Source organism: Lactobacillus sp. UMNPBX12 (assembly GCF_002553955.1).
In the GTDB taxonomy this organism is placed as follows: domain Bacteria; phylum Bacillota; class Bacilli; order Lactobacillales; family Lactobacillaceae; genus Lactobacillus; species Lactobacillus crispatus.
Genome location: NZ_PCYY01000008.1, coordinates 32,981 through 54,695, shown reverse-complemented (window position 1 = coordinate 54,695; position 21,715 = coordinate 32,981). Strand labels below are relative to the sequence as shown.

Annotated in this window: 22 protein-coding genes, 1 pseudogene and 1 other annotated feature; of the genes and pseudogenes, 12 read left to right on the top strand and 11 right to left on the bottom strand. The window is 36.6% G+C overall.

The features are described from left to right. Nucleotides 1-66: 66 nt before the first annotated feature. The gene (locus tag CP363_RS04740) at nt 67-753 is read right to left on the bottom strand and encodes a DUF4145 domain-containing protein (protein WP_057726746.1); all 687 of its coding nucleotides are present in this window, start codon (nt 751-753) and stop codon (nt 67-69) included. Between the two features lie 140 nt (nt 754-893). Here CP363_RS04740 and CP363_RS04735 point away from each other — a divergent pair, with 140 nt between their 5' ends. Further along, entirely contained in the window at nt 894-2,165 is a 1,272-nt protein-coding gene (locus tag CP363_RS04735) for a hypothetical protein (protein WP_089146076.1), read from the top strand. 142 nt (nt 2,166-2,307) lie between these two features. Here CP363_RS04735 and CP363_RS04730 read toward each other — a convergent pair whose 3' ends face one another. Together CP363_RS04730 and CP363_RS04725 are read right to left on the bottom strand one after the other, a co-directional pair. After that, the gene (locus tag CP363_RS04730; RefSeq protein WP_089150047.1) at nt 2,308-2,958 is read right to left on the bottom strand and encodes a histidine phosphatase family protein; all 651 of its coding nucleotides are present in this window, start codon (nt 2,956-2,958) and stop codon (nt 2,308-2,310) included. A 60-nt stretch (nt 2,959-3,018) separates the two neighbouring features. After that, a complete protein-coding gene (locus CP363_RS04725) occupies nt 3,019-3,711 on the bottom strand; it encodes a M57 family metalloprotease (RefSeq protein WP_005727351.1) in 693 nt (230 codons plus the stop codon). Nucleotides 3,712-3,864: 153 nt separating this feature from the next. On the opposite strand from CP363_RS04725, the gene helD reads away from it, so the two are divergent. From helD to CP363_RS04700, 5 genes are all read left to right on the top strand, one after another. After that, entirely contained in the window at nt 3,865-6,171 is a 2,307-nt protein-coding gene (gene helD / locus CP363_RS04720; RefSeq protein WP_013086836.1) for an RNA polymerase recycling motor HelD, read from the top strand. Between the two features lie 42 nt (nt 6,172-6,213). After that, nucleotides 6,214-6,446, top strand: a binding site (T-box leader). Nucleotides 6,447-6,604: 158 nt separating this feature from the next. Then, entirely contained in the window at nt 6,605-7,252 is a 648-nt protein-coding gene (locus CP363_RS04715; RefSeq protein WP_089143440.1) for an amino acid ABC transporter permease, read from the top strand. A 13-nt stretch (nt 7,253-7,265) separates the two neighbouring features. After that, nucleotides 7,266-7,886: an amino acid ABC transporter ATP-binding protein gene (locus tag CP363_RS04710; RefSeq protein WP_023488342.1), complete on the top strand. Its 621-nt coding sequence runs from the start codon at nt 7,266-7,268 to the stop codon at nt 7,884-7,886. Nucleotides 7,887-7,889: 3 nt separating this feature from the next. After that, entirely contained in the window at nt 7,890-8,705 is an 816-nt protein-coding gene (locus tag CP363_RS04705; protein ID WP_089147258.1) for an amino acid ABC transporter substrate-binding protein, read from the top strand. Nucleotide 8,706: 1 nt separating this feature from the next. Further along, nucleotides 8,707-9,156: a GNAT family N-acetyltransferase gene (locus CP363_RS04700; RefSeq protein WP_089143443.1), complete on the top strand. Its 450-nt coding sequence runs from the start codon at nt 8,707-8,709 to the stop codon at nt 9,154-9,156. Here the strand turns inward: CP363_RS04700 and CP363_RS04695 are convergent. Continuing rightward, nucleotides 9,153-9,710, bottom strand: coding sequence for an SGNH/GDSL hydrolase family protein (locus CP363_RS04695; RefSeq protein WP_005725650.1), 558 nt, complete (start codon nt 9,708-9,710; stop codon nt 9,153-9,155). The genes CP363_RS04700 and CP363_RS04695 overlap by 4 nt on opposite strands. Before the next feature lie 59 nt (nt 9,711-9,769). Between CP363_RS04695 and coaA the strand changes: the two genes are divergently transcribed. Both coaA and efp read left to right on the top strand, forming a co-directional pair. Continuing rightward, entirely contained in the window at nt 9,770-10,684 is a 915-nt protein-coding gene (gene coaA / locus CP363_RS04690; RefSeq protein WP_098035899.1) for a type I pantothenate kinase, read from the top strand. Between the two features lie 117 nt (nt 10,685-10,801). Continuing rightward, nucleotides 10,802-11,377 carry an elongation factor P gene (gene efp / locus CP363_RS04685; protein ID WP_005723909.1) on the top strand — a complete coding sequence of 192 codons (576 nt, stop codon included), beginning with the start codon at nt 10,802-10,804 and terminating at the stop codon, nt 11,375-11,377. Between the two features lie 46 nt (nt 11,378-11,423). Here efp and CP363_RS04680 read toward each other — a convergent pair whose 3' ends face one another. Both CP363_RS04680 and CP363_RS04675 read right to left on the bottom strand, forming a co-directional pair. Next, on the bottom strand, nt 11,424-12,011 hold the full coding sequence (locus tag CP363_RS04680) for a PepSY domain-containing protein (RefSeq protein WP_023488332.1): 588 nt from the start codon (nt 12,009-12,011) through the stop codon (nt 11,424-11,426). Between the two features lie 126 nt (nt 12,012-12,137). Beyond that, complete coding sequence (locus tag CP363_RS04675; protein WP_013086828.1) at nt 12,138-12,533, bottom strand: DUF1304 domain-containing protein; 396 nt, start codon at nt 12,531-12,533, stop codon at nt 12,138-12,140. 300 nt (nt 12,534-12,833) lie between these two features. Here CP363_RS04675 and CP363_RS04670 point away from each other — a divergent pair, with 300 nt between their 5' ends. The 4 genes from CP363_RS04670 (at nt 12,834) to CP363_RS04655 (ending at nt 17,294) form a co-directional block, all read left to right on the top strand. Beyond that, the gene (locus tag CP363_RS04670) at nt 12,834-14,480 is read left to right on the top strand and encodes a peptide ABC transporter substrate-binding protein (RefSeq protein WP_089148005.1); all 1,647 of its coding nucleotides are present in this window, start codon (nt 12,834-12,836) and stop codon (nt 14,478-14,480) included. Between the two features lie 119 nt (nt 14,481-14,599). After that, complete coding sequence (locus CP363_RS04665; protein ID WP_060462227.1) at nt 14,600-16,219, top strand: ABC transporter ATP-binding protein; 1,620 nt, start codon at nt 14,600-14,602, stop codon at nt 16,217-16,219. A 95-nt stretch (nt 16,220-16,314) separates the two neighbouring features. Then, nucleotides 16,315-16,770 carry a MarR family winged helix-turn-helix transcriptional regulator gene (locus CP363_RS04660; RefSeq protein ID WP_098035898.1) on the top strand — a complete coding sequence of 152 codons (456 nt, stop codon included), beginning with the start codon at nt 16,315-16,317 and terminating at the stop codon, nt 16,768-16,770. Continuing rightward, a complete protein-coding gene (locus CP363_RS04655; protein ID WP_057726739.1) occupies nt 16,770-17,294 on the top strand; it encodes a GNAT family N-acetyltransferase in 525 nt (174 codons plus the stop codon). The genes CP363_RS04660 and CP363_RS04655 overlap by 1 nt, the downstream gene beginning before the upstream one ends. 61 nt (nt 17,295-17,355) lie before the next feature. Here CP363_RS04655 and CP363_RS04650 read toward each other — a convergent pair whose 3' ends face one another. From CP363_RS04650 to CP363_RS04630, 5 genes and pseudogenes are all read right to left on the bottom strand, one after another. After that, complete coding sequence (locus CP363_RS04650; RefSeq protein ID WP_089148097.1) at nt 17,356-17,967, bottom strand: PepSY domain-containing protein; 612 nt, start codon at nt 17,965-17,967, stop codon at nt 17,356-17,358. A 17-nt stretch (nt 17,968-17,984) separates the two neighbouring features. Beyond that, nucleotides 17,985-18,533, bottom strand: coding sequence for a PepSY domain-containing protein (locus tag CP363_RS04645; RefSeq protein ID WP_098035897.1), 549 nt, complete (start codon nt 18,531-18,533; stop codon nt 17,985-17,987). A 118-nt stretch (nt 18,534-18,651) separates the two neighbouring features. Further along, nucleotides 18,652-19,986 (bottom strand): annotated as a pseudogene (locus CP363_RS04640) (ATP-binding protein). Beyond that, nucleotides 19,973-20,692: a response regulator transcription factor gene (locus tag CP363_RS04635; RefSeq protein WP_098035896.1), complete on the bottom strand. Its 720-nt coding sequence runs from the start codon at nt 20,690-20,692 to the stop codon at nt 19,973-19,975. The pseudogene CP363_RS04640 and the gene CP363_RS04635 overlap by 14 nt, the downstream one beginning before the upstream one ends. A gap of 57 nt (nt 20,693-20,749) precedes the next feature. Further along, nucleotides 20,750-21,667: a prolyl aminopeptidase gene (locus CP363_RS04630; protein WP_005722412.1), complete on the bottom strand. Its 918-nt coding sequence runs from the start codon at nt 21,665-21,667 to the stop codon at nt 20,750-20,752. Between the last annotated feature and the right edge of the window lie 48 nt (nt 21,668-21,715).

Sequence of the window (21,715 nt, the reverse complement as noted above, 5' to 3'; positions counted from 1 at the left end):
GGCGCTTCTCGGTATGTAAATTATATAATATATAGTTTATCGCATTGTGACATATTGTCAATATAACTAATCATGGTGAAAGAGTTCTTTAATTTTTCTTAACCAATTGTCTTTAGTAGAAGGAGTAGTTTTCGTTTGTGACGCAGAGTTAGTTTGCTCTATATGCTGTTTACTGGAAAAATGTTTAACATGTTTCGCCTTTTTTGGTGCAGATGCGGACTGTTTTTTCTTAGTATTTTGATGATCATGCAATTTCATTATTTTTGGTTGCTTATTTTGGCGCACATAATAATGGTCTTCATCAGTTTGTGCTTCCATCGCAATATCGGGACGCAAATAATATAGGTCTTGACCGTCATAGCTGTTAATTAAAAAGACAAGAATATCGTGTAAATCACAAATACAGTGCCAGGCTTGCTTTTGATCTGGTTCAATTTGGTTATCGTGGACAGCAGCGTTGCCCATGCGGCGTATTTCGTCAAATAAATCCATGATCGAAAGAGGGTAATCTAGTTCATTGCGTAAATAATGTGTATTATTACGCAAATTACGGTGTTCGCCATCATGAACTGTGTAATATGGACTGAGATTTTCTAACTTAAAAATTTTTTTGATTAGACTCTCTAATAGAAGACGTGAATTTGAAATAACGTCACGATAATCATCAATTGTGTATAATTTGTGGATTTTTTCAGCGGTAGGAAAGGCTTCCTTGAAGCTGCTATTTTTTACAAAATCAAAATTTACTTCCACTGTGCAATCCCCTCCAAAATAAAATAATGCTACTAAATATAATAAGAACTTCGTCTTGATTTGTGAACAAAAGATGTTTGCTTTTTTTGATCAACTTGTTAATCTAAGTTAAAAGGATTTGTGAAAAGGTGTTTTGATCAATGAAAAAACATAAGAAAATTTGGATATCGGGAGTTATTATCCTGTTAATTGGTATTGCATGGCTAATTGGCAATTTTTATTACACTAAAGAACGTCAAATTGACCGCATTGTAGCTAAAATGCAGGATCCTAAAACTGAGCTGGCTCAGTATGTCACGGCTTCAACGCCTGATATGGATGTGACAGATAAATCGCTGAAGCCGCTTCAAAATTACTTTAAAGAGCATCACAGTGCAGCTAAACGTTTAGCCTATAATTTGCGTCATAATCGCGATCATGGTGAAATCAGACTGATTCAAGATGGACGCAATTTTTTGCTTTTTCCAAAATATAAGTTGTGGATACAAGTATATCGCCCACAGGTGAAGACCAATCACGCTAATTCAACTTTGACGGTTAACCAAAAGGATTATGGTGAAATGGAAGGTGGCAACCAGAATTACTATCAAGATTTAGGTATGGTCTTTCCTGGTCGCTATCATATATTAGTTAAATCTAAGGTTAATGGTCGCCATTTAGATGCTGATTCGATTGTTAACATTTGGTCAGATAAGACTGTTGATATGAAGATCAAAACGGCCACTTTCCAAGTGCGCAGCGTTCCTAATGGTACGATCTATATCAATGATCGTAAGGCGGGTAAATTGAACCAGCATGGTAGCTATACTTTCAAGGATTATCCGATTGCTAAGCGAATGGAAATCTATATTAAGAGTAAGGCAGATGGTCAAACTATTAAGTCCGAAAGGGTAACGGATTTGTCGCAATCGATTAGTTCAGAATTTTCTAATAGTGAGGATGACGTCACTGATTATGATGGTACTGCTGAATATCAAGGCAATGGCGAAAAAGATGTCTATCAGGATGCAGAAGGTGACTATATTGTTAACCCGATTTGGCCTGGCTTGATTAAGGTTGGGGATGCAGCTAAGCTATTGTACAACACCCTTAAGTCGCCAAATGCAGATGACTTTGAAAATGGAAAAGAAAATCCAGACTATAAGAAGATTGCTAAGCAACTAAAGGAATGGCATAAAAAGAAGAGTATCAAGAAATTAAGTGTAAAGATCAAGGTGCTCTCTGTTTTACCAGGTAAGCGTAATTATAGTCGGATTAACTATGAAGTAACCTTTATTAAAAAGTATAAAGATAAGAGTAAAAAGAAAGAACGATTGTCGTATCAAAACGCTGTTTTCCACCAAAAAGATGGCAAACAATTGATTCAGACTTTGGGCGACTGCAAGTTAATAAAAACTAAAACAAGTGACTAAAGATTAGTTAGAGTAAGACTTCCTACTGTTAAAAATAGTAGGAAGTTTTTTAATAACAGTGAAGCTATATAAGAATATTGTTTTGCAAAAATAATTAAACAAACAAAATAAGATTAGGCCCGATTCGCCTAATCTTATTTTGCTATAAATGCATTAAATTCCACTTAGGTATCTTAATTTCGCCTTTCTCACTCATTGTCAAAATAGTGATTGAAGCATTCTTAGGACCTGGAACCAAAGGAATATGGTCACCATAACGATACCAGAGACTTCTAATAGTGAAGCCGTGAGTAACTAGCAGAATGTTTTCAGCGCCATCCAATTGACTGATTAATTTAAAACCATCATCAAGACGAGCCCAATATTCTTCAGCGTTTTCTGCTTGGTGATAAGGATCGGCTTCTTTAATCCAATCCTTAATAGTATCGATGCTCTCATGAGCAAACATTTCTTGCCGTGTTCCGTAGCCGTGACTGCCACCAATCATTCGCCAAGCCATTTCGGAATCCATTCCTTCGAAGTAGCCGTAGAATTGTTCTCTGAAAAATGGACTAGCGATGTGCTGCAATTCGTCTTTGTTGGCGTTATATTTCATGATGATCTCACAGGTATCACTTGCTCTCTTAAGATCACTAGACAATGCAATGTCAAAAGGTACTTCGCTTAAAGCTTTACCAGCTTCTTCAGCGCCTTCAATTCCTGGTGTAGTTAATGGTGTGTCACACCAACCTTGCATCTTATTGTAGCGATTGATATAAGTTTGACCGTGACGGACGATATAAATTCTTTTCATATTTTTCTCCTCGTAAAAAGCTCACACTTTATTGTAGAAAAAAGAGGTGAGCTTTTAAAGTTAATTATTTTCGTGGTAGATCTTTTTAACAGTTTTAATATCTTGCGGTTGAATCGTATAGATCGAACCCTTTGGGTACATGACTGAGACATTATTAGTGTGGTTTAAGCCAATTGCGTGGCCTAATTCGTGTTCAGCAGTATTAACGATTCGATTGTAACTGTAACCATACCATTCGTTTTGCAAATAGTAACGGTTCAAGTTGACCGTGGCCTTTAACAAATGTCCTGTAGCAGGGTTATAGGTAGTTGCTGTTTCTCCTGCGGCATTAGTGTCGCTATTATCGACTGTATTAATGACGATTTGAGCGTCTTTTTTATCATTTATTTGGTGAAAAGTAAAAGCACCGGTACGATTCCAAGCGTTCATTGCATTGACTGCAGCTGATCTTAGTTGAGCATTATTGCTAATATCGATATAAACCTTAGCTTCAGGATTTGACCATACACGATTGTCTGAAGAATCGTCATTTTCTGTTTTATCTGTGTCAGTTTTGATATTAGTAGTCTTTTTTTCGTTATTGGGAGAAATGGTCGTTTCGTTAGTTAGAAGTTCGTTAATTCGATAGCTAAGTGTAGCTAGGGAGTCTTGCGTTGCGATACGAATATTGGGATTGTTCTGATAAGTCCAAACGCCAAGAGCGATAAGAGCAAGCAAGAGAACATTTCTCAGTAATTTAAAAAATCTTTTCATGTATATATCACCCCCAATATGTCAAGATTATAGTCTCTAAAGTTAAAGTTTTCATCAATTTTTATTTATATTTTTCTCACGAGCAGGAAAACTATTATGAAAGCGCTATTCATGGTAAAATAGTATGCGAATTTTTAAAGAAAAGGTGATTAGATGGCTACAGCCAAAACTGAAAAAAACGAAAAAGAACTTGAACAAAAGCACCTTGATAATATTATGGGTCAGATCAAGGACCGCGAAAAAACTTTAAAAAAATCTATCAAATCAGCTGAAGGCGAAGCAAGAGAGCTTAATTCACACTTTTTTGACGATGTTAAATTGGATTATGATGGTTATTCCACTTCAATGGAAACAGCACTGTCAATCCACCAGCAGCAACAATTATTGAGTGAACGTGAACATGCTTGGCAACATTCAGCTAAGCAGCTAGAGACTGTAGAGCGTTTAGAGAAGCGACCATATTTTGCTCGGGTTGATTTTAAAGAAAAAAATGAGGACCGAACAGAGACGATTTATATTGGTCTAGGTTCTTTTGCAGACAAGGACGATCACTTCTTGATCTATGACTGGCGGGCACCAATATCTTCAATTTATTATGATGGTAAATTGGGTAAAGTTTCTTACAATTCGCCTGAAGGTGAAATTACAGTTGATATGACTAAGAAACGCCAATTTATGATTGAAGATGGCAAGATTGTGAACATGTTTGACACTGATGAGTCAATCGGTGATCAAATGCTCTTGGAAGTTTTGTCAGAAAAATCATCAACGCAGATGAAGTCAATCGTAACGACGATTCAACGCGAACAAAATAAGATTATTCGAAACACCAAAGCAGATCTGCTTTTTGTCCAGGGTGCGGCAGGTTCTGGTAAAACCAGTGCGATTTTGCAGCGGATAGCCTTTTTGCTTTATCGTTATCGTGGCAACCTGACTTCAAGTGATGTAATCATGTTCAGTCCTAACCAGTTGTTTAATGACTATATTAAGAATGTTTTGCCTGAAATGGGCGAACAAAATATGGTTCAAATGACTTACTGGCAGTTCGTTGCGCGACGGTTGCCAGGTATGGAAGTTGAAAACTTGTTCAGACAGTTTGAAGATCAAACCGCAGACAGCAATATTTCTAAGTTTAAGGATTCAGTTAATTTCTTTAACTTGTTAACTCGTTATGCAGAGCACTTGAATAAGCGCGGTGTTATTTTCAAGAATATTTATTTCCGTGATAAGAAGAAGCCTTACTTTGATAAGGAAAAAATTAAGGAGATCTATTATTCTTTCAATGAAAATTACAAGTTGGCCAACCGAATTGATGCAACGCGTGAAGAATTGATCAAGATGTTGAATCGAAAGATTACGCCAGAAACTAAGAAGGCTTGGGTGGCACACGCTATTGAAGGAATGAGCCAATCTGAATTAAATGAGTTATATGATCGACCTGATCAAGAATTTGAGTCTGAGGCTAAGGAAGAGGCCTTTTTAGGTAGAAAAATTGTATTATCAGCCTTGAAGGGCGTGCATAAGCGTATTTTGCACAACCACTTTTTGAATATGCGAGCACAATACCTGAGCTTTTTGCGAGCTGTACCTAAGATGGTTGATCTATCTAAGTGGAATATTGATGAAAATGATTGGTTGGCTCATGTGGAAGAAGTTAAGAATAACTTTAAGCAGCACCATATTGCCATGAATGATGTTTCAGCTTACTTATATTTGTATGACATGATCACTGGTCGCAGGACTGACTTTGAGATGCGTTATGCCTTCATTGACGAAATTCAAGATTATACTCCATTTCAATTAGCTTACTTGAAGTATAATTTCCCACGGGCCAAGTTTACAATGTTGGGTGACTTGAATCAGGCTATTTTTACTAAGGATGAAAGTCGTAGCTTACTTAAGCAGATCTCTGGCTTATTTGATCCTGAAAAAACTGATGTGGTGCAATTAACGAAATCATATCGTTCAACTAAGGAATTGACCAATTTCACCAAGCAAATTTTGCGTCAAGGCGAAAAGATTGAAGCCTTTAACCGTAAAGGTCCTAAGCCTATAATTTGGGGCAGAAAAACCGATGATGAAGCAATTGATGTTTTAGTTAACGTTTTGCATAATAATGAACAAAATAAGCGTACGACAGCTGTTATTACCAAAGACTTAGCTGCAGCTAAATTTGTGCATGAAGAATTAGCTAAAAAAGGTGAAAACACGACCTTAATTGCGACTGCTAATCAGCGACTAGTTGATGGTACTCTAGTTGTGCCTTCTTACTTGGCTAAGGGACTAGAATTTGATGCGGTAGTCATGTGGGATGCCTCTAAAGCTGCTTACCATAAATTGGATGAAACTCAACTTGTTTATACTATTACCTCTCGTGCAATGTATAAGCTAGATATTATTTATACTGGAGAAAAGAGTCCATTGCTTGATGTTGATCCAGATACTTATGAAGAAAAATAATTGACAAAAGTTGCTAGATCATTTAACATTTATTCAACATTAAAAACAACTTAGAACAGAAATAGTAATACTAGTCAAAGTAATAGAGAGTCTTTGCTGGTGGAAATAAGATATTTGCTAGTATGAATCACATCTGTGAGTTGGTCTTCTGAACAAAAGTAGGAGAATCCGGGATAGCCCGTTATAGCTAAAGGTTGATTATTGAACTTATTGAGGCAAGTTGCGTGAGCAATTTGTAAACATGAGGTGGAACCGCGATTACATTCGCCCTCGTAGCCGTTTGGCTATGAGGGTTTTTCTTTTAAAATAATCAACCTAGTGAGGCATTTCTGCGTGAGCAGGTGCGAACATGAGGTGGAATCACGAGCAGTCGTCCTCTTAGGTTAATCCTAAGAGGGCTTTTTTATTAGGAAAGAAAAATGAAGGTGAGAGTATGTCATTAAAATATATTGCAGAAATTTTACCCGCTCTTTTGTCAGGAGCAGGCATGACGTTAAGTATTTTTTTCTGGACGTTAATTTTAGCAACGCCATTAGGAATTTTGGTCTCATTAGGTGAAAAAAGTAAGTTTAAACCATTACGCTGGTTGGTTAACTTTTATGTTTGGATTATGCGGGGCACGCCCTTATTATTGCAATTGATCTTTGTCTTTTATGGCTTACCAATTATTCATATCGTCTTTCCCCGCTATCAAGCAGCCTTGTTTGCTTTTGTTTTGAATTATGCGGCTTATTTTGCGGAAATTTTTCGTGGCGGCTTCCAATCGATTGATGAAGGCCAGTTTGAAGCAGCGAAAGTTTTGCGCTTGAGCCGCTGGCAAACGATGACCAAGATCATTATTCCCCAGGTAATAAAAATTGTTTTGCCTTCAATTGGAAATGAAGTAATTAACTTGGTAAAGGATTCATCGCTAGTTTATGTCATTGGTTTAGGTGATTTGCTTAGGGCCGGCAATGTGGCAATGGCCAGAGACGTAACGCTAGTACCGTTAGTTTTAGTAGGTGTAATTTATCTACTGTTGATCGGTATTTGTGCTTTTGTTTTGAAAAAGCTGGAAAACCACTTTTCTTATTACAAGTAGTTGAGGTGAGAATATGTTAGAAGTGAAAAATTTGAGCAAAGAATTTAACGGTCACCAAATTTTGCGTGACATCTCCTTTACCTTGAAAGATGGAGAAATTATGACAATTGTAGGCCCATCTGGAGCGGGGAAAACCACCTTACTAAGAATTATTGCCGGTTTGGAAACAAAAGATGCCGGTGAAATTTTGATTGACGGTAAACCTTATGATTCAGGCAAGGTTGGCGTTGTTTTCCAAGATTATAATCTTTTTCCTAATTTGAACGTTTTACAAAATATCACTTTGGCACCTACTTTGGTATTAAAAAAGAGTAAAACTGAAGCAGAGCAGGATGCACGATTATTGTTAAAACGTCTACAAATGAGTGGGCGTGAACAGCAGTATCCTTATGAGTTATCAGGTGGGCAGAAACAGCGAGTAGCTATCGCTAGAGCTTTGGCTATGAAGCCGCGGATTCTTTGTTATGATGAGCCAACTAGCGCGCTAGATCCTAATTTACGTAAAGAAGTTGAGAAAATGATTTTAAGCTTAAAAAAATCGGGTTTAACCCAGCTGATTATCACCCACGACTTGAATTTTGCAGAGAATGTGGCGGATCAGATGCTCAAGGTTCGACCGTTAAGCGAGGATTAGGCAATGAAAAAATGGATTTTAGGTATCGTCTTGGCCTTAACATTATGTTTAACTGGTTGCCAAAGCGTACAAAAAGAAGCTAATACTCAAGATACATGGAATAGGATTGCCAGAAAAAAGCAAGTGGTAATTGGCTTAGACGATAGTTTTGTACCAATGGGTTTTGAAAAGAAAAACGGCCAATTGACGGGTTATGACATCGACTTAGCTAAGGCAGTCTTTAAACAATATGGCATTAAGGTTTCTTTTCAAACGATTGATTGGTCAATGAACGTTACAGAGCTGCGTAACGGTACGATCGACTTACTCTGGAATGGTTACAGCATTACGTCAGAACGACAGAAAAAAGTAGCTTTTAGCAAGCCATATTTACGTAATCGCCAGGTTATAGTTGTGAAAAAAGATAGTGGCATTAGTTCATTTAAACAAATGAAGAATTATGAATTAGGAATGCAAACTGGTTCAACAGCAGAGCAGTGGTATGAAACTAAACAAGACGTGCTGCATGCTAAGAAAACAGTTTTATATGATACGATCTCTAACTCATACTTGGATCTGAATGCAGGACGAATTCAAGGAATTCTGTTAGATGAAGTTTATGCCGACTATTATATTGCTCACATGGCTAAAAGTAGCGAATACAAGGTAATTCAGAATGATCGCGTGCCAATGGACTTGTTCGCTGTGGGGATGCGTAAGGGAGACAAAACTTTGCGTCAGAAGGTCAATCAAGGTTTAGCAAGATTGCAAAAAAATGGTCAATTGCGTAAACTTAATGAAAAATGGTTTGGCAGAAACAATAGTCGGTTAGGCAAGTAATATGAAGATAGATAATTTTACTTTTAAAAAGATTGATGAAATGACAGCTAGAGAATTCTATTGCGTAGAAAGATTGCGCAACACGATTTTTGTGGCTGAACAGAAGATAACTCTACCAGATTTAGATGATGAGGACCTAATTGCTGTTCAGGTTTATTTACTCAATCAAAAACAGACGACTGCCTTAGCGACTTGTCGTCTGTTTCAAGAAGATGGTAAATGGATGCTAGGACGCGTTGCTGTGTCAAAAGAAGCGCGCGGACAACAGCTAGGATCGAAAATGATTACAGCTGTGCATAAATTTTTACGGCAAAATAAGATTGATGCAGTTTACTGTCACGCCCAAATGCGGGTAAAGCCTTTCTATGATAGCTTGGGCTATCAAGTTGTAGGCGAACCGTTTGATGAAGGCGGCGTAGAACATGTGATGATGAAGAGGGACTTGGCTTAGGCTAAGTCTTTTTTGATTACTGGCACGATTTGATTAACTAAAAACTCATTTCCTTGATCAGTTAAATGTTGCCCGTCGGCTTGATAATATGTCGATTTGTCTTTTAAGTTTCTCATTGCAGGTAAAATATCCACAAATTGTGCACCATGTGCCTTTGCGACTTTTTGGGCGATATTGTTAAAAAGATCGAGTCTTTCAGCACCATAATATTGAAAAATGTCACTTTCTGGATTGGGATTGCACAATCCCACAACAATGGCTTTGCCTACTGCACTAAGGATTTGAGCCAAGTTCTTTTCGTAGCTTTCTGGACTAATGCCCCAAGCTGTTGCGGCATCGTTATTGCCGTATTCAACAACAACTAGATCATGTTCTGGGGGAATTTGCTCCAAATAATCGACGCCTTCAACTGTGGTAGCACCGCTTTTAGAAATGTTTTCCACCTGTGCATAATTAATTAGTGCCTGTTGAAATAAATTAGTTACTAGGTTTGTATTTTGACCATTACGATATCCGTTAAAAATGGAATCGCCGAATAGGATTATTTTTTTCATATTTTTAGCGCTTTCTATTATAATAAGTTAGTGTTTTAGAAGGAATATGGATACGATATATGAGAAATTATACGAGTTTTAACAGAAATGAATGGGCTAAATTAGCTCCTTTAGATAAAGTCAATATTACCAAAGAAGAATTAGCTGATATCAAGTCTTTAGGAGACGTGATTGACCTAACCGACGTGCATGAGATCTATACCAGTTTGATCAGTTACTTACACTTAGTTTACCAACAAAAAAAGAATGCGCAAAAAGCACAAATCAAATTTTTGCATAAAAGTTTTTCACCAGCTCCGTTTATCATCGGTATTTCGGGTTCGGTTGCGGTTGGCAAATCAACCACTGCGCGTTTATTACAATTGTTGCTCAGTAGAACCTATCCAGAATTAAAGGTACACTTGATGACCACGGATGGTTTTATTTATCCTAATGAGGAATTAAAACGGCGCAATTTAATGCCCCGCAAAGGTTTTCCAGAAAGCTATGATATGGCTTTACTTAGCAACTTTTTGCGTGATGTCTTGAGTGGCAAAAGCGATATTGTTTATCCGTTGTATTCTCAAGAATTAAGCGATATAGTACCTGGAAAATATGGTCATGTAAAAAATCCTGATGTATTGATTATTGAAGGAATTAATACATTGCAATTGCCCGAGAGTGGACAAGTTGTGACTAGTGACTTTTTCGATTTTTCAATTTATATTGACGCTGAAGAAGATTTGATTGAAAAATGGTACATGCAACGCTTTAGAAAAGTACTTAAATTAAATAAAAATAAGCCAGATAATTTTTACTATAAAATGGCTAATGGACCACTGGAAGATGCAATTCAATTGGCTGAAGAAACCTGGCAGATGGTTAATCTGGTCAACTTGCGTGAATATATTGCGCCAACCAAGGAACGTGCTAGCCTGATTTTGCATAAGACTGACGGACATTTGATTGATCGGATATACCTGCTGCACATCTAATTTGGTATACTAGGTATTATGAATACGATTTATTTACTGTTGATAAAAAAATTTGCTTTGCCTCCAGCGTGTTTAGACTAGTCGAAAGGTAAGTTTAAATTAAAGGGAGAAGAAATAATGGTACAAGCAATTAATTTGAAAAAAGGTATGATTTTTAGCCAAGATGGCAAATTGATCAAAGTTTTAAAGGCTAACCACCATAAGCCAGGTAAGGGTAATACCGTTATGCAAATGGATTTGCGTGACGTTAAGAGTGGTGCAGTTGTCCACAAGACCATGCGTCCAACTGAAAAGGTAGACTTAGTTGAAGTAACTAAGAAAAAGGCTCAATACCTTTACGGCGAAGGTGATACTTATACTTTCATGGATACTGATACTTATGATCAATATGAAGTTTCAGCTGATCAATTGGGTGATGACGTTAAGTTCTTGATGCCTAACATTATGGTTGATATGGACTTTACAGATGATAACAAGATTATCGGTATTGAATTGCCATCAACTGTTGAAATGACCGTTAAGGAAACACAACCAGAGATTAAGGGTGCAACTGTAGCTGGTGGTGGTAAACCTGCTACTATGGAAACTGGCTTAGTTGTGCAAGTTCCTGATTTTATCAAGAATGGCGAAAAGCTAATTATTGGTACTGAAAACGGTGATTACAAGTCACGTGCAGATAGTCAACCTAGATAAAAGATAAGAAAATAATCCTCAACTTGTGCATAAGTTGGGGATTATTTTAGATTACAGCCTTTGTTCTAGCATTAATTTTTACGGTATGTTTGTGTTCACCGTGGATCATTTTAACTTTCCAAATTGAGTGATTATTGTCATCAGTTAACTCCCATGAAATTGGTGTCCCTCCACTAAATTCTTTTAGGGCAATTTCATTAGCTTCTTGGCGTGAAATTGTCTTTTTTAGGTTCAAGGACGCATCTTTTTCGTAGTCATAGTCAAGCACCTGCGTAGATTGACCTAGGATTTTGTTATTAGTTGCGTCAACCTGAATAGTGCAGTCTTTACGGTCATCATAACCCACTATGTCATAAACATAGATATCTTTACTTAAACTAAGCGTGATCGATTTGACTACTGCATGTGTATATAATGATTTGAATTTCTGGACGGCGGAATCCTGTGAGAGATTAATCTGTGGCAAGTTATTGCTAGAATAGCTGATCGTTTCCGGCTTAGCTGCTAAATTAGTAGTTCGAATGGTAAAGTTACTTACTTTTGACGACTGATTATTTAGATAGATCGTTGTCCCAATTATTCCAACAAGTAACCCAGTGATAATGCTGCTGGTAATGATAAAAAATTTTCTCATGAATTCCACCTCGTTATTATGTTCTATATGTTTACTGATATTATATATTACATAACCACAAAGTGACAGTTTATCACTAGGTGTTTTAAATTTTCTTATGGCTTTTGGTACAAAAATGCAATATTTTTAAACAAAAAGAAAAATTAATGCTAAAAGCGCGGGTAGCATTTGTACTAGGAAGATTTTTTTAGTTGCAGTGAATCCGCCATAAATTGCTACTATGACAATCAAACTTAGAATTAATTTCCATACGTTAAAAAGAATAGGGATAGGAAAAATAAAGAAAGCAACGATCAAAATTACACCCAACATCCCATTGTAGATACCTTGGTTAGCTAGTGAAACTTGAGCAGCTTCTTGTTTAACAAAATTGATATCCATGTCGAAAGCCTTAGCTTGTTGTTCAGGTTTACCAAACATTTCTAAGAAACAGATACCGATATGCTCAATAGCCACGATAAATGTTAGGATTGTTCCAATAAGTGTGAAAAGAGTGTAAGGACCATATTTTATAATTTCCATAAAAATTCCTCCAAATATTTTTCTATAATTATACAATAGATTTTTGTTGACAATCGTGATCGAATAAATTATGATTATTCTTATCAAAAGTAAGAAGGAGGATGAATCACATGTTTAAGCGTCAAATGCAATGTCAATACACTGAATGTTGTTGTACAAACAGCATTTGTTTGACATGCTCTGATGTGGTGATTCATCTTAAGACTATTACTGATTAACTAGTTAAAAAGTTGTGGTTCTTAATGGGATGTATTCCGTGTTGGAGTACATCCCATTTTTTTGTTTGAGAAAGGAAAATTTATGTCGAAACTAAAGGGAGTTTTAGCAGGAGTCGTTACTATTTCATTAGGAATGCTTCTTGCAGCATGTGGTAATGGCAATAGCAGTAGTAAGTCGGCAGCTCAAAGTGGCACTTTAAATTTAAGCACCACAGCTCCATTAGATACTATTGATATCAGTAAGTCTACCGGATTTGGTCAAACTGGCAATGTATTCGAAAGTTTTTATCGTCTTGGTAAAAATGGTAAGCCAACAGCCGGCTTAGCTAAAACTGGGACCGTATCTAAAGATGGTAAGACCTGGACGTTTAAGATACGTGATTCTAAGTGGTCCAATGGTGATCCGATTGTAGCGCAGGACTTTGTTTATTCTTGGAGAAGAAGCTTGAATCCTAAGACCGCTTCTCCGTATGCCTATCTTTTTAGTGGCGTGAAGAATGCTGACGCAATCATTGCAGGAAAGAAATCACCTAATGCATTAGGAATTTCTGCACCGGATAAAAAGACAGTAGTGGTTAAGTTAAATCGCCCGATCGCTTACTTTAGAGTATTGATGGCTTATCCACTATTTGGGCCGCAAAACGAAAAAGTTGTGAAAAAGTATGGCAATAGATACGCAACTAAGGCTCAGTACCAAGTCTACTCAGGTCCTTTCAAGATTAAAGGATGGAATGGAACTAATGATACCTGGTCATTTGTTAAGAATAATGATTACTGGGACAAGAAGGTAGTCAAGTTGAACAAGATTAATTATCAGGTAGTTAAGTCCAACAATACTGGTTATCAGATGTATCAACAAGGTAAGCTGGATTTAACTCCGCTTTCAAGTGAGCAAGTTAAGAACTTAAAGAGTAATAATGACTTTACTCAATATCCATATTCACTTGTTAGATTCTTACTTTACAATTTTAAAGACAAAAATCAGATTAATCGTGCAGCTTTAAACAATAAAAATATTCGTTTAGCTTTATCACTTTCAATTGATCGCGATGTTGTAACCAAAAAAGTTTTAGGCAATGGTTCAACTTTGCCAACAGGTTTTGTGGCAAATGACTTAGCTTCAAATCCTAAAACTGGTGAGGATTTTGCTAAAGAACAGTCTGTGAATAATACAGTTGATTATAATTCAGCCTTGGCTAAAAAGTATTGGAAGAAAGGTTTGCAGGAAATTGGTCAAAAGAATTTAACCTTTGATGTCTTATCTTCAAATGATGAGGCTGATAGTGATCAATTAACTCAATACTTGCAATCTCAATGGACCAAGGAATTGAAGGGACTTAAGATCAATATTACGAATATCCCTGAAAAGTCATCTGATTCACGCGCACAACAAGGCAATTTTGATATTTATCTATCACATTGGGGCGGCGACTTTAACGATCCAATGACCTTTATGCAAATTCCAATGACTGGCACTTCATATAATTATGGTAAGTGGTCTAATTCTACATACGATAATTTGGTTAAAAAAGCTGGTAATGAAGATGCAAACAATCCAGAAAAGCGGTGGAATGATTTAGTTAAGGCGGCGAAGATCGTAAACGGCAATCAGGCAATTACACCAATATATCAACAAACAACTGCATATTTACAAAATAAGCGTGTTCACGGCCTTATTCATAATACTGCTGGTACACAATGGTCATACAAGTATGCTTATGTAGATTAAAGGAGAAGGGAGCGATCCCTTTTAATTTTGCAGTAATTTAAGTAAAGTATTAAAAAATATTGAATAAATACATAAATATAGTATTATTAATTTAATTATTTTTAATATAAGGAGAATCAATGGAATTACTGCAATATTTTAAAAGATTAAAGTGGGAATTTTTATTTGTTACATTTTTAATAGTCATTAATGCAGGCTTTTTGACACTAGCCGGAATATCTAGCGCTAATGCTTTAAGTGCAGTTGCAAAATTAAAAGCTGAGCGTTTTTTCATGTGGGTTGCCTTAATGGGCGGTGCCTATATTTTTTACGCGATTGTTAACTGTCTAGTCAATGTTGAGCAAACCCGTTTGGCACAAAATGTGGATAAATTAATTAGAAATGACATTGCGCAAGATCTATCACAGACGAGTTATTCAGGCTTTCATCAACAAACGGTAGCTACTTACAATTCTTGGCTGACCAATGACATTACAACCATTAATAACTTTGGTGTCGAGGATTTCATGATGATCATTAGACAAATCAGTGAAATTGTTTTCGGTATGCTCACTTTGGCGTACTTCAATGTCAGTCTTGTGGTCACTGTGATTATTTTGACAATTATTATGGGAGTGGTTCCCAATTTGTTTTCTAAAATTTTGGCCAAAAGGTCATTAGAATATACCCATGCCAATGAACGTTTGGTTAATTCAATTAATGATGTGTTGAATGGCTTCAATACCTTATTTCTTGCCAATTTACCGCAAACAATCGTCAAAAAGATCAATGGCGCTTCTGATGATGTTAAAAAACATGCGCTAAATTATAGTAAAACAGCCGGGATAACTCAGGCGATTACCAATGGTCTAGCCTTTATCAGTCAAGTTATCATTTTAGGGCAAACAGGCTGGTTGATTTTGCATCAATTAACGCCAGTCGGGACCATCAGTGGGGCACAATTTTTTGCCAGTACAATTTTCGCTGAATTAAGTGGGATTAGTTTTAATTGGCAAGAATTCAAATCAGTTAAACCAATTATAGAAAAATTTAAGACTATACCGCTTAAAACTGTTGATGGAGCTTTGCCTGCTGATTTTAAACTAAGCAATCTAGAATTGGATAAAGTTTCTTATCAGTATTCTGGACAAGATAAGCCTATCTTTGAGAATTTGAATTTAAATTTTAAACTGAAAAATAAATATATTCTGATGGGGGACTCTGCTGCAGGAAAATCAACTCTGCTGAATTTGATTTCTGGCTTACTTAGAGATTATCAGGGGAAAATTGAAATTTCTGATGTGGAATATAACCAGATTTCAGATAAGGATTTGCATGATCAGATTACATATTTGCAGCAAGATCCATATATTTTTACTGCTTCTCTAGGGTGGAATTTAACTTTGGGACGCCAAGTTTCAAAAGCAAAAATTTCTGAAGTGATCAAAGAATGTGGATTAGAGGATCTAATTGCTAAGTTGCCTGATGGCATGGATACTGTTTTAGCTGACCAAGGTAAACAGTTGTCCGGTGGGCAAAAACAGCGTGTTGCTTTTGCACGTGCATTGCTGCGTGATACACCAATTTATCTGTTAGATGAAGCTACTTCTGCCTTAGACAAAGCTTCTAGCGTACAATTAGAAAGATTGATTTTGACGCAAAAAGATAAAACCGTAATTATGGTAACTCACCACTTAAGAGATGAAGTTAAGCAGTTAGCTGATCAGGTAGTCGATCTAAATGAACTAAAGAAAAATTGATGAATTAACTAAAGGGAGCGATCCCTTTTTTAGTTTTTATATTTTATTGCTGCAATTACAACAAAATTAAATATAATAGTTTTTAGGTGAAAAACATGAAAGAAGATATTTTGCGTCAAATTGGCACTATTGCGCGAGCACTTGATTCGATTGCTAATATTGAATTTAAAGAGATGCAATTGAATCGAGGTCAGTACCTGTATTTAGCCCGCATTAAAGAAAATCCGGGAATTATTTCTGACCATCTAGCAGGGATGCTTAATGTTGATCGGACGACGGCAGCGCGTAGCATTAAAAAACTGGAACAAAATCAGCTGATTAGGAAAGAAAATGACCAGCAGAATAAAAAGATTAAGCATCTGTTTGTGACTGATTTAGGTAAGCGACTAGCAATAAAAATTGAAAAAGAAAATACTTACTCAAATGAACTAGTTTTATCAGGATTAAGTTTAAAGCAAAGAGCGGAATTAACTGCTTTACTAAAGGTTGTAGAAGACAATGCCAGCGAAAACTGGCGCTTTGTTAAAAATGGTGGAAAGAGGGAATATTGATGGATTATACAATTAAGCCTATTACTACAAGTGATGTTGAAAAATTACAGAAAGTTTCACGTGAAACTTTTAAAGCGACTTTTGATCCTTACACTGCACCAAATGATATGGCACGCTTTTTGGAAGAAGATTATGAAACAGTAAAGTTAGTCAAAGAAATTGAAAATCCGAATAGTCGTTTTTACTTTTTAATGGTGCAGAATGAAATAGCAGGCTATTTAAAAATCAATGTTGGGGATGCACAGACAGAACATTTGCGTGAGAATGCCTTAGAGGTGGAACGAATTTATTTGCGTTCTAGTTTTCAACATCGTGGCTTAGGAAATGTGTTGCTTGATTTTGCGGAAAAAACGGCGCGTGAAGAAGGTAAAGACTACATGTGGTTGGGCGTTTATGAAAAAAATGTACCAGCACAGCATTTTTATAAGCGGCATGGTTTTAGTAAAGTGAGTCAACACACTTTCCAAGTGGGGAGTGACCCACAAACTGATTGGCTGTTAGTGAAGAAATTGACCAGAAATTAAACATACGAAAAGGCACAACTTGAAGAATAATGTTGTGCCTTTTTCTATGTGTTCTTATTCGTTAATCATCGTGTTCAGTTGAAATAATCTCCCTAGTATGGGCGTTGATTTTAACGTCTGTTTCTTGATGACCATTTTTAACTGTAACTTCCCAGTATGTTTTACCGGTATCTTCATCTTGTTCTAGTTTCCATTCCTCACTAGTACCTTTAACGTGTTCTTCTGCAATGCGGCTAGCGTCGTCACGGCTAATGGCACCTCTGAGGGCCAAGGCCTTTTGATTGCGATCATCATGATCTAATTTTTCTGAATGAACGTGGCTAATTTGACCAGTTTCTGCATTGATATTAACAGAGTATTCATTGGTTGAATCGAATCCCTCAATTTCGTAAAGGTAATGATTACCTTCACGACTTAATTCAATACTTTTAAGCTGCTTACCACTAAATTGTTGATGGAATTTATCAATGGCTTCTTGCTGGCTTAATTTGATTTGAATATTATCTTTTTGAGTTTGTTTGCTCATTGCTGACTCAGAATTGTGTGTAACTTTTGAGGAAGTAACACTTTTTTGAGTAGTCGTCGCAGTGTCGTTTTGCTTAGAACAAGCTACTACTGTTGTTAATAAAGTTGCGCTTAGTAGTGCGACACTTGTAAGTTTAGTAAATTTCATTCTATGTCCTCTCGTAATTAATCACGGTCAACACTAATTACTTTTTTAGTAATTGCGTTAACCTTAACTTCACTTTTTTGACCATTCTTACTGATGGTTACTTCCCAGACATGCTTTGAACCTTCCCGGTCTAATGACCATTCAACTGCCTTTCCAGCTACTCTTTTTTGAGCAATTTTAGTAGCAGTAGAGCGAGAAATTGTCTTGCTTAAGCTTAAAGCCTTTTTGCCACATTCATCGCGATCTAATTTTTCGGAATGCGATGAGATAGTTTTGCCAGTTGAAGCATTGATTTTCATTTCATATTCCTTGCTTGAAGTGAAACCTTCAATGTCGTAAACGTAGCGACCATTTTCTTTATCTAAACTGATTGATTCAATCTTGGCAGTCTTGAACTTTGCCTTAAACTTTTTAACAGCTGTATTTTGTGAAACCTTAATTTTGCTTGAAACAGCTTGCACAACATTAGTTTCGTTAGCTAAATTTATTGTAGCAATTGCGGCAGTTCCTAAGCCGAGTAATGCTGCACCGGTAATAGTAATTTTCTTTAAGTTAATAGTTTTCATAAAAAATTCTCCTCTAAAATCGTTAATAATTTTTGTTTTGCTTTACTTGATATATTTATCTTACTAGGTAAGCGGCTTAAAAAAACTAAGATTTAATAGAGTTTAAATGAAGATTTCTTCATTTTTCTGTAGGAAAAGAAACTGTAAAAATTGTTCCCTGAGGACTATTATCCGTAACTTTAATTTGACCATGATACTTATCAGCTTCAGCTTTGACAATTGCTAACCCTAGGCCAGATCCTTTAACTTTATTGGAGTGGGACGTGTCTTCACGGAAAAAACGTTGAAAGATCTTCTCGCGATTTTCTGGCGCAATGCCCATTCCGTTGTCTGCAACTGTGAAAGAGACCTGTCCTTTATTTTTAGCTAATTTAACTACAATAGTGCTGTCTTGAGGAGAATATTTTGCCGCATTTTCCACTAAGTTGTGCACAATGTTGTGAAAATCTAGTGAATTAATACGATATTTCAATTCTTGTGGCATGTCAGTCTGTATTTTTTGTGGATAAACTGACTGTATTTCTGACACTACTTCATTAATAATTCTTACCAAATCAATTTTGACGACTTCAGTATTGCGTTCGATTCTTCCTAAGGTGAGTAAATCGTTGACTAATATTTCCATCTTTTTTGATTCAGTATCGATATAATCCAGTGACTTAGGGATGATTTCTGGTTTGGCTTGACCATGGCGTCTGATTAAATTAACGTGTCCTCGAATTGCGGCGATTGGTGTTTTGAGTTCATGTGAAGCATCACTGACGAATTGTTGCTCACGCTGTAAGGCCTGTTTTTGAAAAGTTAGCAGATTGTTAAAAGACTGGGCTAATTTTCGAATCTCTAATGGTTATTGCGGCACTGTGATTTGCTCAGTTGAAGCACCTTGCTGGATTTCTTGAATTTCATTATTCATTACCTGAATTGGGCGACTCCATTTGTGGGCAAAACGGCGAATAAGGGGGATGCTCAGCAGAATAGCGATTAAGTTGATGACAATCATTGTCCCAAATAGCCAAATAATTAAATGAAATAAGCGATCAATGTTTAATGCAACCTTGATTTTAAAGTCATGCGAGTTTTCCGTCCGTAAGAAGTAAATATGCTTATTGGAATAGACCATGTTTTGATAATGATTTTGGCGATTAATTTGTTTAAAGGTCTCGTGAGCATTTTCAGAGTAATAACTTTTGCCTTGAGGGGTGGTTAAAATGATGGCATCATCGTCTTGTTTTGCCAAATAAGCATCCAGCATAGCCGACCAGTCATATTTTGAATCAAGATTTTCTTTTACTGCTTCAACAACTTGTTCACTTTGCCGTTCAGCTTGGTAATAAATATAGGCCGATGAAATAATTAGAAAAGCCAAATTGACCAGAATTAAAATAGCGACAAATAGCCTAACGAATAAACGGGTTAATTGTTGCGTAGTTGTTTGAGGATTATTTTTCTTCATGCTCATCATCTAATTTTCTTAAACAATAACCTAAGCCGCGAATAGTTTTGATGATTTTCTTATAGGGCTCGCCTATTTTATTGCGAATAGTTCGAATATAAACATCAACAGTATTGGTTTGACCAACAAAGTCATATCCCCAGACTGTATCAAGCAACTCGTCACGACTTTTGACTTTTTCGGGGTCCCGCATTAGTTCAGTGATTAAGGCAAATTCCTTAGGAGTAAGATAAATTTGCTCGGTGTCACAGTAAAATTCGTGCTTAAGCAGATCAATTTTTAATGGACCAAATTCTAGGGAAGTATCAGGGACGTCATTTTGCTGCCGCATTTTTTCCAGTCTTCGCAAGACTACCCGAATTCGTGCCAGCAATTCCTCGATTTCAAATGGTTTGGTGAGGTAGTCGTCTAGTCCCTGATCAAGAGCAGAGCTTATATCAGAGGCAGAATTTTTGGCGGTAAGCATAATAATAGGGACATCACTTTGCTTGCGGATTCGCCGTAACACGGTCATGCCATCATATACTGGCAACATCCAATCAAGCAAAATTAAAGTTGGCTTTTCTTGAGTAAAAAGTTCTAATGCTTTTTTGCCGTCTTCAGCCCAAACAACTTGGTAATCCTCAAATTCTAATTCAGTTTTGACGAAGCTAGCGACGCTTTCTTCATCCTCAACTAGCAGAATTTTGACATCTTTTTCATCCATATCATTTTCCTTAAAAATAAAAGGCCGGAAATCGATTCCAGCCTAAATATCTGTTAATTAATTTTCGCCCTTAAATGTACCATTTTCTACTTCACGAATAAAGTCAGCTAAGTGCTTATAATATACGTCAGGGTTGTCAACCATGTGGTGGTGACCACCGTCAGGTGTAGTTACTAAGCGTGAGTTAGGAATCTTCTTTTGCATAATCTTAGCAGTTGAAATTGGCATAGTTTCGTTTTCACCAAAGGTTAATAGGGTTGGCACCTTGATCTTGTGTAATTGATCTCTGAAATGCCAGTCTTTTAATTTACCAGTAATTACGAATTCATTGTCGCCTTGGAAAGCGTTGTAAACGGCGGTTCCACCAATGTCTTTTAAGTGGTAAAGCTTAGATGGTTGCTTTCGGTCAACGAAATTAATATTTAAAATTTGTACGTCATCTTGATAGCGTTGATTATCATAGTCGTTGTTCTTTTCGCATTCGTGCATGAAGTCGATTTCGGTTTGTGGTAAAACCTCTTGGCGTCTTCTGTTAACTGAAGCAACGTACTCATCGATTTCATCAACCATTGAGGAGATAATTGCACCTTTCAAGTGTTGACCATATTTAACGGCGTATTCTTGAACTAATAGGCCACCCCAGCTTTGGCCGATTAAATAAATGTTATCAAGTCCTAACTTTTCACGGACTTCGTCAACCTCATCTAAGAAATATTCGTAGGTTAAATATTTCTTGGCAATTTCAGGATCAGAGTAGTCAGGCTGATCTGAATAAAGCGAACCAAGCTGATCGTACATAGTAACTTGCACGTTCAAGCCTTGCTTTTTCAATTGTTCTGCAGTGTCTTCCCAATATTCGTGATTGCCACCAGGACCACCATGCAAAGCTAGAAGATGAATGTCGCCTTCACCTTGGGTGTTGGTCCATAAGTGATAACCGTTGTCTAAAGTAATAATTTTAGTACCAGTCTTCATTAAAAGTTCCTTTCTGCTTTTCATTAAAAATTAAAATGATTACTCTAA